Here is an 11402-nt window from a genome sequence, read left to right as displayed (position 1 = left end):
CGGGCGTCGGTGGTCAGCAGCGGGCGGGCTGGCCCCCGGCGCGCAGGGTCTCCAGCGCGGTCAACGCCTCGTCCAGCGAGCCGACCTTCAGCAACGGCAGGCCCGGCTGCGGGTTGCGTACGGCCTCGGCGCAGTTGTCCGCCGGCACCAGGAACGCCACCGCTCCGGCGTCCTTCGCGCCCACCAGCTTCTGGGCGATGCCGCCGATGGGGCCGACCCGCCCGGAGTCGTCGATCGTGCCGGTGCCCGCGATGATCTTCCCGCCGGTCAGGTCCTCCGGCGTGAGCTTGTCGATGATGCCGAGGGCGAACATCAGGCCGGCGCTCGGCCCGCCGATGTCCTCAAGATCGATGTTGAGGGTGAACGGGTGGGGCTGCTGCTGCTCGATCTCCACGCCGATGCGGGGCCGGCCGTCCTGCTCCCGGCTGGTGACCTTCGCCGTCGCGGCGGCCCCGCCACGGGTGTAGCCGATCTCCAGCGCGGTACCGGCCGGCTTCGCCCGGATCAGCTCCGTGAGGCGGGCGGCCAGCGGCACGGGCTCCCCGTCGACGGAGGTCAGCACGTCGCCGGGCTTGAGTACGCCGGCCGCCGGTCCGTCGGCGGCCACGGTCTTGACGACCACCTGCACCGGGAAGCCCAGTTCCCGCAGCGCCGCGGTCTCCGCGCTGGTCTGCGAGACGCGGAAGTCCTCCGCGTTGCGCTCCTCGACCTGCTTGCGGCTCTCCCCGGGCGGGTACACCAGTTCGCGGGGCACCACCGCCTCGTCGTCGGAGAACCAGCCCTGGATCGCCGAGCGCAGCTTGACCGAGGGCTGCACCCCGACCGTGGTCAGCCGAAGCTGGCCGGCGGAGGTGGACGTCTCCCGGCCGGTGACCTGGATGACCTCCTTGCCGTTCTCCTTGCCCAGCGTGTTGACGGTCGGCCCCGGGCCGAGCACCACGTACGGGATGGGCGCGCCGAGCACGCCGATGCTGAGCAGAGCGGTGAGCAGAGCACCGAGCAGGACGGTCACGCCGCGACGTCTCATGCGGCAGAGCGTACCGACCGGGATCCGGGCCGCCGGCGGGTGAATCGCGACTTCGCCCTCAGCGCAACGCCAGCGGCGGCTACCTGGGGCGCGGCGCGCGTACCGTAGACGTCGTGCCTGATATTCCGTTCGGTTTCGCGCTCCCGGGTGGGCAACCACCAGACCCCAACGATCCCGCGCAGATGCAGCAGTTCATGTCGCAGTTGCAGCACCTGCTCTCCGCGTCGGGCAGCGGTCCGGTCAACTGGGACCTGGCCCGCCAGGTGGCCGCCAGCCAGCTCGCCGCCTCGGGCGACCCGGCGGTGTCGCCCTTCGAGCGCAACGCGGTCGAGGAGGCGCTGCGGCTCGCCGACCTGTGGCTGGAGCCGGCCTCCGCCCTGCCGTCGGGCATCCAGACCTCGCTGGCCTGGAACCGCAACGAGTGGATCTACAAGACGCTCGACGTCTGGCGCAAGCTCTGCGACCCGGTGGCCAGCCGGATGGTCGGCGCCATGGGTGACCTGGTGCCGCCGGAGGCGCGCGCCCAGCTCGGCCCGATGCAGTCGATGGTCGCCACCCTCGGTGGCGCGCTCTTCGGCGGCCAGCTCGGTCAGGCGCTCGGCTCGCTCGCCGCGGAGGTGCTCTCCGCCGGCGACATCGGGCTGCCGCTCGGCCCGGCCGGCACGGCCGCGCTGATCCCGGCCAACATCCGGGCGTACGGCGAGGGCCTGGAGCTGCCCGAGGACGAGGTACGCCTCTACGTGGCCCTGCGCGAGGCGGCCCACCAGCGGCTCTTCCAGCACGTGCCGTGGCTGCGCGGGCACGTGCTCAACGCCGTGGAGATGTACGCCGCCGGCATCCGGGTCAACCGGGAGGCGATCGAGGAGGCGATGGGCCGGGTCGACCCGACCGACCCGGAGTCGATGCAGGCGATCGCCCTGGAGGGCATCTTCACGCCGGAGGACAGCCCGGCGCAGAAGGCCTCCCTGGCCCGGCTGGAGACCGCCCTCGCGCTGGTCGAGGGCTGGGTGTGCCACGTGGTGGACAGCGCCGCGAGCGGCCGGCTGCCCAACGTGGTGAGCCTCGGCGAGGCGTTCCGCCGCCGCCGGGCAGCCGGCGGTCCCGCCGAGCAGACCTTCGCGGCGCTGGTCGGCCTGGAGCTGCGCCCGCGCCGGCTACGCGAGGCGGCGGCGCTCTGGGCGGCGCTCACCGAACACCGGGGCATCTCCGGCCGGGACGCCCTGTGGGGTCACCCCGACCTGCTCCCCTCCGACGACGACTTCGCCGACCCGGTGGCCTTCGCGATGTCCGAGTGGGACCTCGGCGATCTGGAGAACTTCGACTTCAGCGCGCCGGGCGGCCCGGAGGAGAAGGCCCCGGGCGAGCCGGAGCAGAAGCGCCCGGACGACGGCACCGAGGACGGCGACTCCCGCCCCTGACCCGCCCCGACGACGGACGCCGCCCGACTCCCCGGAGCCGGGCGGCCCTGACCGGCGGCCCACGTCGGCGGCCCTGACCGACGTCCCAGGTCGGCGGCCCACGTCGGCGAGGGCGGTGCCGGTCAGCGGGGCTGTGCCGTGCCGGAGAGCAGTGCGCGGGTGGTCTCCCAGCCCTCCACCGCCGGGTCGAGGAAGGCCAGGTCGTCCGGCCCGCGCATGCGCCGCCAGGCAGGGGTGACCGCCAGGTCGCCGGGTCGCGGCGCCACCGCGCGCACGGCCGCGGGACGCGCGGTGTCCAGGTCCAGCGCCGGCAGCCACGCCGGTACGGGCAGCCGCGTGGCCACCCCGAGCAGCCCCGGCCCACCGCCCTCGACCGGGGCGACTGCGACCGGCCGGGTGGTGAGCGGTCGCAGCAGCTTGCCGATGGTCAGGCCCGGCACGTCCGGCGCGTCGCCGGCGATCACGGCCGCCTGGTCGTAGCCGGCGTCGGCGAGAGCGGCGAAGACGGCGTTCGGCGTCGCCTCCGGTACCTCGTACACGGTGGTGTCCGGCCAGACGACCGCGTCGGCCAACTGCCGGTCCGCCGGGGTGACCGCGACGGCCGTCTCCACCTCGTTGAGCGTGGCGAGCAGGTCGACCACGTCCTCGGCGAGCGCCGCCCGCCAGTGCGCCGGGTCGATGCCGGGCGGCGCCCAGTCCACCGGTCCGAGCAACGCCACCACCACACGTCGGGCCACCCCACGACCCTAGACCCGGAGGCCGACGGGACAGGTAGCGGGCAGCCGACAGGAGACCTGGCGGGCAGCGAACGGAAAACCTGGCGGGCAGCCGACAGGAGACCTGGCGGCCTATCCGACGGGAGACCCGATGAGCGGCCGACGGGAGACGCAGTAAGCGGCGGCGGAAGGCAGCGTCGAGATCTTGGTAAGAACAGGCCCTTTGAGGGGCCGTTTCCTACCAGGATCTCGCTGGCGCAGGTGACCGACGCATGGGATCGCGGCTGTCAGGCCGCAGCCGTCTCTTGACGAACGCGCTCCGGGCGGAGGTGACCACTACGAGGCAGTCAGTCAGCCAGCGGAGTGCCGGAGGCCGCCGCGACGCCCTCCAGGTAGCCGCGCGCCCGCTCGGACTTCGGGTAGCGCGCGACGAGCGCCCAGAACCGGGCGTTGTGGCTGGGCACGATGAGGTGCGCGAGTTCGTGCATGAGCACGTAGTCGATCACCCAGTCGGGCATGTCCTGGACGCGGTGCGAGATGCGGATCGTGCCGTCGGCCGGGGTGCAGGAGCCCCAGCGGCCGTTCTGGTTGGTGACCCAGCGGACGCTCGCCGGCACGGCCTCTGCGCCGTACTCGGCGAGGTGGAGCCTGATCAGGCGGGTGGCCCGGGCGAGCAACTCGGCGTCGGAGCGGGCGAGACGCCCCTCCCGGGCGGCGAGCCGGGCGAGCATCCGGTCGACCCACTCGCTCTCCTCGGCCCGGGAGAACTGGTCGGGAATGAGGACGACGACCCGCTCACCGTCGCGGTAGGCGGACACCGTGCGTCGCCGACGCTGGCTGCGCCGTACTTCGACGACCGGCTTCCGCGCCCCTGCCATCAGCGGGCCGCGCAGCCTCGGATTCCTGTCACGATGGAAAGCTAATGCGTACTGACCAGGGGTCCGCAAGGGTCAACACCCCGACACCCGCCCGGAAAATGGTGATTGGTCGGCAGGAGTCCCGAAAAAATTCTTTGCCGGGGCCCTGCGATTCGCCGCCGTCACCCTTCGTGGCGACCGCCGGCGGGGGCGACGGGGCCGCACCGAGGGGCGGGGCGTCGCGTCCGCTGGACGCACCCACACCGTAGATGATCTCCGAAGCGTCCGCAGCTCGGGGTCCCCGCACGGGGCATCTGACCGGATTCGGTCGGCGTGTCCCCGCGAAACTGACTTATCCGACGTAATTCGCCATGCACACTCTCGACGTCGACTTGCTCACAGTGACGAAGCACAGCTGACATGGAACCGCCCAGACCTGGGTAGGGTCCGCGCACCAGCGGTCACGAGCGTGGCCGCGGGAGAACGACCCAGCGCCGGTGCCCGAGTGGCCCGCCGCCGGGAACCCCGCCGGGACGGCATCGGCCGGCGGACGAGACGAGGAGGGCACCGTGGCCGACCAGGCCCAGAGCTACAACGGTTACTGCGTCAAGTGCAAGGAGAAGCGGGACTTCGAGGGTCGCGTCGAGGTCTCGAAGACCGGGATGAACATGGCCAAGGGCAAGTGTCCGGTTTGCGGGACAACAGTGAACCGCATCCTGGGCAAGGCGAAGGTCTGACCCGTACGGATGCGTCGGAGGGGGCGGCCGCCGGCCGCCCCCTCCGACATGTACGCGCCCGGTCCGGCGTCGCCTCGGCCACCCGGCCCACCCCTGCGCTCTCGCCGACCGGCACCCCGGCCCATCCGCCGACCGGCGTGCCCGACCGCTCACCCCGGCGCGTCCGGCCACCCACTGTCGGCTCGCCGACATGGTTACCGGCTGGTTGTGGATATCCCGCGATTTTCTGTGGACAACCCTGGACAGGGCACCGCCCACCTGTGGACAACGAACGACGGTGAGCACGGACACGGTCACGATTCGTGTCATGCGTCCTGCCACGTCGCCCCGCCCCACCCTGCTGCCGGGCCTCACCCGGCTCTGGCGGAACCGCCACACCCTGCAGCTCGGCGTCGAGCCCGGCCGCGCCGTACTGCTGGAGATCGCCGATCCCCGGGCCGCCCGCCTGCTCGACCTGCTCGACGGCACCCGGAGCGAACGGCTGGTCCTGGCGCAGGCCGTGGCCGCCGAGGTGGCGCCCGACGAGGCCCGTACCCTGCTCGACGCACTGCGGGCCGCGGGTCTGGTCGTACCCGCGCACACCCTGCTGCCGAGGGACCTGGCCGGCGAGCCCCGGGCCCGGCTCACGGCCGAGGCCGAGGCGCTCGCCCTGGCCGCCGCGCGACTGCCCGGCACGCCCGCCCAGGTGCTGCGCCGGCGGCTGGCCGCCCGGGTGGTGGTCAGCGGCACCGGCCGCCTCGGCGCCCCCGTCGCCCTCGCGCTGGCCCAGGCCGGGGTCGGGCACGTGCACCCGGACCTCACCGGCCCGGTGCGACCGGCGGATCTGGTCGGCACCGGCATCCCGGCCGCCGCGCTCGGCCGTCCGCTCGCCCGGGCGGTACGCGACGCCGTCGAGCGGGCCGCCCCCGGCACGGGCACGGGTGTCCCACGGCGGGGCCGGGTCGACCTGGTCGTCCAGCTCGGTACGGAGCGACCCGCCGCCCTGCTCGCCGCCGGTCACGCCCAGCGCCGTCAGCCCCACCTGCTGCTCGGCCTGCGGGAGGGCGTGCCCGTGGTCGGCCCGCTCGTCCGCCCGCCCACCGGCCCCTGCCTGCACTGCCTCGACCTGCACCGGGCCGACCGCGACCCGGACTGGCCGGCGCTCGCCGCCCAGCTCGCCACGGGCGCCGGCGAGCAGGCGTGCGCCACGGCGACCCTCCTGGCGGCCGTGGCGTACGCGACGGCCGAGGCGCTGGCCCAGCTCGACGGGGGCGTCCCGGAGACCCTGGGTTGCGCCGTGGAGATCGCCGGGGCGGGGCGGTTCCGCCGCAGGACGTGGCCGCCGCACCCCTCCTGCGGATGCTCCCGGCGGCGGCGATGAGGGCCCCCTGGTGCGGGGATGGGCAGCCAGCCCGGCGGCAGAGCAGCCGCGGGCCCCCGGAGTCGGTAACAATGGCCGGGTGACCGACATCCCGCGCCGGGCCGTGTCCCGGACCGCCAAGCTCGCCGCTCTGCCGCTCGGCTTCGCCGGTCGGACCGTCCTCGGCATGGGTAAGCGCGTCACCGGGCTCGCCTCCGACGTGATCTCCGCCGAGATCCAGCAACGCACCGCCGAGCAGCTCTTCAGCGTGTTGGGGCAGCTCAAGGGCGGTGCGATGAAGTTCGGCCAGGCGCTGTCGGTCTTCGAGGCCGCCCTGCCCGAGGAGATCGCCGCCCCCTACCGGCAGGCCCTGACCAAGCTCCAGGAGGCCGCGCCGCCGCTGCCGGTGGCCAGCGTGCACAAGGTGCTCGCCGAGCAGCTCGGGCCGGACTGGCGGGACCGGTTCGTGGAGTTTGACGACACCCCCGCCGCCGCGGCCAGCATCGGCCAGGTGCACCGGGCGGTGTGGCGGGAGCCGGGCTACGGTCCCTCCGGCGCGCCGAACACCCGCGACGTCGCCGTCAAGATCCAGTACCCGGGCGCCGGTGACGCCCTCCTCGCCGATCTCAAGCAGCTCTCCCGGCTCGGTGGGATGTTCCGGGCGATCCAACCCGGGCTGGACGTCAAGCCGCTCCTGGTCGAGCTGCGGGAACGCATCACCGAGGAGCTGGACTACGAGCTGGAGGCCGAGTCGCAGCGGGCCTTCGCCGCCGCGTACGCGGACGATCCGGAGATCTTCATCCCGGCGGTGGTCTCGGCCTCGCCCCGGGTCCTGGTCACCGAGTGGGTCGAGGGCACCCCGCTCGCGGAGATCATCCGGGAGGGCACGGAGGAGCAGCGCGACGAGGCCGGCCGGCTGATGGCCATCCTGCACCTGTCCGCACCGCAGCGGGCCGGGCTGCTGCACGCCGACCCGCATCCGGGCAACTTCCGGCTGCTGGCGGACGGTCGGCTGGGCGTGATCGACTTCGGCGCGGTGGCCCGGATGCCGGAGGGTACGCCCGAGCCGATCGGTCGCATCGCCGCGCTGGCGCTGCGGGGCGACGCCGCCGAGGTGGTCGCGGGCCTGCGCGCGGAGGGCTTCATCGGTTCCACCGAGGAGATCGACGCCGAGGCGGTGCTCGACTTCCTGCGTCCGATGCTGGAGCCGATCGCCGCCGACGAGTTCCGGTTCACCCGGGCCTGGCTGCGCACGGAGGCGACCCGGCTGGCCAGTCCCCGCTCCCCCGCGTACCAGTTGAGCCGGCAGCTCAACCTGCCGCCGTCGTACCTGCTCATCCACCGGGTGACGCTCGGCTCGATCGGTGTGCTCTGCCAGCTGGAGGCGAAGGCGCCCTACCGGGGCGTCCTGGAGCGCTGGCTGCCCGGCTTCGCCCCGTCGGCCGGCCAGCCCTCGGCCGGCGGCTGACCGTAGGCCGCACGGCAGCACGGCAGGCCCGGCGAGACGGCAGACCGACAACCCGGGCCGGCGGAGCCGGGCGCGACCGCCGAGCCGCCTGGCGGAACGGCCGGCCGGCTGCGGAGCGGGCACGAATCGGGCGCGGGAAAGGGCGCGAACGCGCCGAGGGGCGGTGACCGGGTCTCGGTCACCGCCCCTCGGCTCTCGGTGGGTACTAGAGAACGCCCAGCTCGCGCGCAGCCTGGGTACGGCTGTTCATCGCGACGGTACGGGCGGAAAGGGTTGCCTCAGTGCTCGTGGTGGTACGACCGGCCTGAGGCCGGCGCATTCGAGCCCGGGACAACGCTTCGTGAAGTAGTTGCATCTCGGCGACTCCGTCAAGAACGTTCAGCATCGTGGTCAGCTCTCTCGTCGCCGGCGTGACACCGGCATGGGTGGGTTGGATCGGGTGCATGTCAGGCCGCCAGCCGGACCGTCGTACGCGACTCGGACAGCCCACTGGCCGCCAGTCGCGCCTCGGCCTCGACCCGGAGCGCCGCGTCGCGGGCGAGGTCCTCCTTGCGCGGACGGCCACGGGGCCGCTTGCGCGGGACGACCGCGCCACGCTCGAAGATCTCGCCGCCCCAGACGCCCCAGGGCTCGGCCCGCTCCACCGCCCCGGCCAGGCACTCGACGCGCAGCGGGCAGTCCCCGCAGAGCGACTTGGCCAGCTCGAGCTCGGCGGGCGAGTCGGAGAACCACAGGTCGGGGTCGAACTTCCGGCAGGGCAGGTTCGCCTCCACCTCGACGCTCACGTCGAGCGGGGCCAACGCCAGACTCATCGCCCGGTCACCTCTCTCTCACTTCGATCTCGTGGATCGCGTTTCCGACATACTTGGCGGGCAAAAAACTGAGGCCGCGGATCCCGGTAGCGGGTTCCGCGGCCTCGAGGTGAGCCGGTGTCTGAAGATCAGACGCGTCTACCTCGAGGTGGAACTCCGCGGACGTCCATGTGACGCTTGACAGCATCGACGTCCTTGCCCGTGAAGCCACTGGTCCCCCGGGTCCCGTTCGGTGCGGCGGCAAGGATCAGCTCGGCCTGAGCCTCGACCTGCTGCACCTGGGAAACCGACGGTCGCGCAGCGGCGAGGGCCACCGGGACAGCCGACAGTGGAGCGACGGCAGCGGGCAGCGCCGCCGGACGCTCGCAGTTGTAGACGATCTCCATCGGTGCCACCTCCTCTGACGTTCACTCGTGCCGATACGGTCTCTACCCCTCGTGAGCAGCCAGAATGGCGCCGCTCGCGAGGTGTGCCATGAGGCTATTCCTCGTCACGGGGCGAGGGCAAACGAATTTACGGCGAGATTTCGAAAGTTTTCTCCGGGCAGATCTCGTCGACCGCCGCGCCCGCCACCAGCGCCAGCACCGCCTCCCCGTACAGGCCGAGTTTCCGGGGCCCGATGCCGGCGATCGCGATCAGCTCCTCCGCCCGGCCGGGGCGCCGCTCCGCGAGCGCGACCAGGGTGGCGTCGGTGAAGACCACATAGGCCGGTACCCGCTGCCCACCGGCCACCCGCTGGCGCCACTCGCGCAGCCGTTCGTGCAGCTCCTCGTCGATGTCGGAGGGGCAGGTGGGGCAGCGACCGAGCTTGCGGTCCGGCCCGGCGAGCAGGGTGGCGCCGCAGATCCGGCAGGAGACGATCTGGGTCCGGCGACGCTCCGGCCGCCGCGCCGCCGACGAGGCCCCGGCCCGCTCGGTCCCGCCGGAGCGGTCGAGCTGCGGCAGAAAGCGCGAGGGCCGCCGGGCCCGCCCGCCCGGGGACCGGGCCGAGGCGTACGACAGCCAGAGCCACTCCCGCGCCCGGGTGACGCCGACGTAGAGCAGCCGGCGCTCCTCCTCGACCTGTTCCGCGGTCTTGGCGTACGTGGTGGGCAGGGTGCCCTCGGAGAGGCCGACCAGGAAGACGGCGTCCCACTCCAGGCCCTTGGCGGAGTGCAGCGAGGCCAGGGTCACCCCGTCGACGGTCGGCACGTGCTGCGCGGCGGCCCGGCGGGCCAGCTCGTCGTTGAAGTCGGCCAGGGTGACCGGGCGCTCGACCGAGGCGGCCGGCCCGATCGGCACGACCTGCGGGGTGGCCGCGTACTCCTCGGCGAGTTGCACCAGCGCGGCGAGCGCCTCCCACCGCTCGCGGGCGGCGCCACCGGCGGGGGCCGCGTCGGGGGCCCAGCCGACCGCGGCGAGTGCCTCCACCACGGCGAGGGGCAGCGGGGTCTCCCCGGGGATCGAGCGGGTGGCGGCGCGCAGGCCGACCATCGCCTGCCGGACCTCGGCGCGTTCGAAGAACCGTTCCGCCCCCTGCACCACGTACGGCACCTGCGCCTCGGTCAGCGCCTTCTCGTACGCCTCGGACTGCGCGTTGGTCCGGAACAGCACGGCGATCTCCCGCGCCGGGGTGCCGGCGTCGACCAGCGCCCGGCAGCGGGCGGCCACGGCGTTGGCCTCGGCCGGCTCGTCGGTGAAGATCCGCAGCTCCGGTTCGGGGCCGGGCGGGCGCTGACCGACCAGCTCCAGGCGCAGCCGCGCCTCGGCGCCCCGCGCCTGGGAGATCACCGCGTTGGCCAGCCCGACGACCTGCGGGGTGGAGCGGTAGTCGCGGACCAGGCGGACCACCGTCGCGCCCCGGTAGCGGCGCGGGAAGTCGACCAGGTAGGACGAGGTGGCCCCCGTGAACGAGTAGATCGTCTGGCTGGCGTCGCCGACCACGGTCAGGTCGTCCCGCCCGCCCAGCCAGGCGTCCAGCAGCCGCTGCTGGAGGGGGTTGACGTCCTGGTACTCGTCGACGACGAAGTGCCGGTACTGGGCGCGGACCTGCTCGGCGACGTCCCGGTGCTCCTCGATGCCCCAGACCGCCGCGCGCAGCATGTCCTCGAAGTCGATCACCCCGTTCGACCGCTTGAGCCGCTCGTACGCCGCGAAGACCTCGGCGACGCGGGCCGGCTCGTGCGGGGTGTCGCGCATCGCCTTGGCCGCCGCGACGACGTACTCCCCCGGCTCCACGAGCGACGACTTGGCCCACTCGATCTCGCCGGCCAGGTCCCGGGCGGCCGCCCGGTCGGTACGCAGACCGGCCTTGGCCGCGGCGAGGGTGACCAGCCGGACCTTGCTGTCCAGCAGCTCGGGCATGGCCCGCCCCTCCAGCAGGCGGGGCGCGAAGTAGCGCACCTGGCGCAACGCGGCGGCGTGGAACGTCCGCGCCTGCACGCCGCCCACCCCGAGCGCGGTGAGCCGGGCCCGCATCTCGGCGGCGGCGCGGGCCGTGAAGGTCACCGCGAGCACGTGCCGGGCGGAGATCTCCCCGGAGAGCGCCCGGTGGGCGATCCGGGAGGTGACCGCGCGGGTCTTGCCGGTGCCGGCGCCGGCAAGGACGCAGACCGGGCCGGCGGGGGCGGTCACCGCCGACCGCTGCTCCGGGTCGAGCCCGACGAGCACACGTTCGGATGCCGAGTGAACCGCCACAGCGAGGAATTGTCTCAGCTCCGCCGGACGTTGCAGCGATTAGCCTGGGCTTGACCGGCAAGCCGCCGGGCGGACCGTTGGAGGACCTGAACCATGCTGACGATGTATTCCACCCCCTGGTGCGGCTACTGCCACCGGCTGAAGTCGCAGCTCGACCGGGAGGGCATCGGCTACGAGGTGGTCGACATCGAGCAGGACCCGAAGGCCGCGGAGTTCGTGATGAGCGTCAACGGCGGCAACCAGACGGTCCCGACGCTGCGTTTCGCCGACGGCAGCGCCCTGACCAACCCCTCGATCGTCCAGGTCAAGCAGCACCTGGCCACGATCGACGCCTGACCCGACGCACCACGGA

Annotated in this window: 11 protein-coding genes; 5 read left to right on the top strand and 6 right to left on the bottom strand. The window is 73.6% G+C overall.

All coding sequences use genetic code 11. The features are described 5' to 3' along the window. Positions 1-13 precede the first annotated feature (13 nt). Positions 14-1027 (bottom strand): PDZ domain-containing protein, encoded by a 1014-nt coding sequence (locus ACGFIG_RS03645; protein ID WP_392998787.1) that lies wholly within the window; start codon positions 1025-1027, stop codon positions 14-16. Between the two features lie 113 nt (positions 1028-1140). Here ACGFIG_RS03645 and ACGFIG_RS03640 point away from each other — a divergent pair, with 113 nt between their 5' ends. Continuing rightward, on the top strand, positions 1141-2445 hold the full coding sequence (locus ACGFIG_RS03640) for a zinc-dependent metalloprotease (RefSeq protein WP_392998785.1): 1305 nt from the start codon (positions 1141-1143) through the stop codon (positions 2443-2445). A 122-nt stretch (positions 2446-2567) separates the two neighbouring features. Here the strand turns inward: ACGFIG_RS03640 and ACGFIG_RS03635 are convergent, their stop codons facing one another. Together ACGFIG_RS03635 and ACGFIG_RS03630 are read right to left on the bottom strand one after the other, a co-directional pair. Continuing rightward, positions 2568-3182 carry a hypothetical protein gene (locus tag ACGFIG_RS03635; RefSeq protein ID WP_392998783.1) on the bottom strand — a complete coding sequence of 205 codons (615 nt, stop codon included), beginning with the start codon at positions 3180-3182 and terminating at the stop codon, positions 2568-2570. A gap of 326 nt (positions 3183-3508) precedes the next feature. Further along, positions 3509-4039, bottom strand: a complete 531-nt coding sequence (locus ACGFIG_RS03630; protein ID WP_392998781.1) for a M48 family metallopeptidase — start codon at positions 4037-4039, stop codon at positions 3509-3511. A 548-nt stretch (positions 4040-4587) separates the two neighbouring features. On the opposite strand from ACGFIG_RS03630, the gene ACGFIG_RS03625 reads away from it, so the two are divergent. The 3 genes from ACGFIG_RS03625 to ACGFIG_RS03615 all read left to right on the top strand — a co-directional run bounded on the left by ACGFIG_RS03625 (position 4588) and on the right by ACGFIG_RS03615 (position 7562). Next, a complete protein-coding gene (locus tag ACGFIG_RS03625; protein WP_199714804.1) occupies positions 4588-4755 on the top strand; it encodes a DUF5679 domain-containing protein in 168 nt (55 codons plus the stop codon). 307 nt (positions 4756-5062) lie between these two features. After that, complete coding sequence (locus ACGFIG_RS03620; RefSeq protein WP_392998779.1) at positions 5063-6115, top strand: TOMM precursor leader peptide-binding protein; 1053 nt, start codon at positions 5063-5065, stop codon at positions 6113-6115. A gap of 79 nt (positions 6116-6194) precedes the next feature. Then, entirely contained in the window at positions 6195-7562 is a 1368-nt protein-coding gene (locus ACGFIG_RS03615) for an ABC1 kinase family protein (RefSeq protein WP_392998777.1), read from the top strand. A 446-nt stretch (positions 7563-8008) separates the two neighbouring features. Here the strand turns inward: ACGFIG_RS03615 and ACGFIG_RS03610 are convergent, their stop codons facing one another. From ACGFIG_RS03610 to ACGFIG_RS03600, 3 genes are all read right to left on the bottom strand, one after another. Beyond that, positions 8009-8374, bottom strand: a complete 366-nt coding sequence (locus tag ACGFIG_RS03610) for a WhiB family transcriptional regulator (protein ID WP_088998544.1) — start codon at positions 8372-8374, stop codon at positions 8009-8011. A gap of 128 nt (positions 8375-8502) precedes the next feature. Further along, on the bottom strand, positions 8503-8760 hold the full coding sequence (locus ACGFIG_RS03605) for a hypothetical protein (RefSeq protein ID WP_392998775.1): 258 nt from the start codon (positions 8758-8760) through the stop codon (positions 8503-8505). Between the two features lie 127 nt (positions 8761-8887). Then, complete coding sequence (locus ACGFIG_RS03600) at positions 8888-11050, bottom strand: ATP-dependent DNA helicase UvrD2 (RefSeq protein WP_392998773.1); 2163 nt, start codon at positions 11048-11050, stop codon at positions 8888-8890. A 93-nt stretch (positions 11051-11143) separates the two neighbouring features. Here ACGFIG_RS03600 and ACGFIG_RS03595 point away from each other — a divergent pair, with 93 nt between their 5' ends. After that, positions 11144-11386, top strand: coding sequence for a mycoredoxin (locus ACGFIG_RS03595; protein WP_210832370.1), 243 nt, complete (start codon positions 11144-11146; stop codon positions 11384-11386). The last annotated feature ends 16 nt before the right edge of the window (positions 11387-11402 follow it).

The organism is Micromonospora sp. NPDC049048 (assembly GCF_043197615.1).
In the GTDB taxonomy this organism is placed as follows: Bacteria; Actinomycetota; Actinomycetes; order Mycobacteriales; family Micromonosporaceae; genus Micromonospora.
Note: the sequence above shows the minus strand (reverse complement) of the source record. Positions and strands in the feature narration are given on the sequence as shown.

What these genes read in the sequence shown, in the direction of transcription:
- ACGFIG_RS03645 (WP_392998787.1), bottom strand. Translation starts at nt 1,027, where the DNA reads ATGAGACGTCGCGGCGTGACCGTCCTGCTCGGTGCTCTGCTCACCGCT.
- ACGFIG_RS03610 (WP_088998544.1), bottom strand. Translation starts at nt 8,374, where the DNA reads ATGAGTCTGGCGTTGGCCCCGCTCGACGTGAGCGTCGAGGTGGAGGCG.
- ACGFIG_RS03605 (WP_392998775.1), bottom strand. Translation starts at nt 8,760, where the DNA reads ATGGAGATCGTCTACAACTGCGAGCGTCCGGCGGCGCTGCCCGCTGCC.
- ACGFIG_RS03620 (WP_392998779.1), top strand. Translation starts at nt 5,063, where the DNA reads ATGCGTCCTGCCACGTCGCCCCGCCCCACCCTGCTGCCGGGCCTCACC.
- ACGFIG_RS03630 (WP_392998781.1), bottom strand. Translation starts at nt 4,039, where the DNA reads ATGGCAGGGGCGCGGAAGCCGGTCGTCGAAGTACGGCGCAGCCAGCGT.
- ACGFIG_RS03595 (WP_210832370.1), top strand. Translation starts at nt 11,144, where the DNA reads ATGCTGACGATGTATTCCACCCCCTGGTGCGGCTACTGCCACCGGCTG.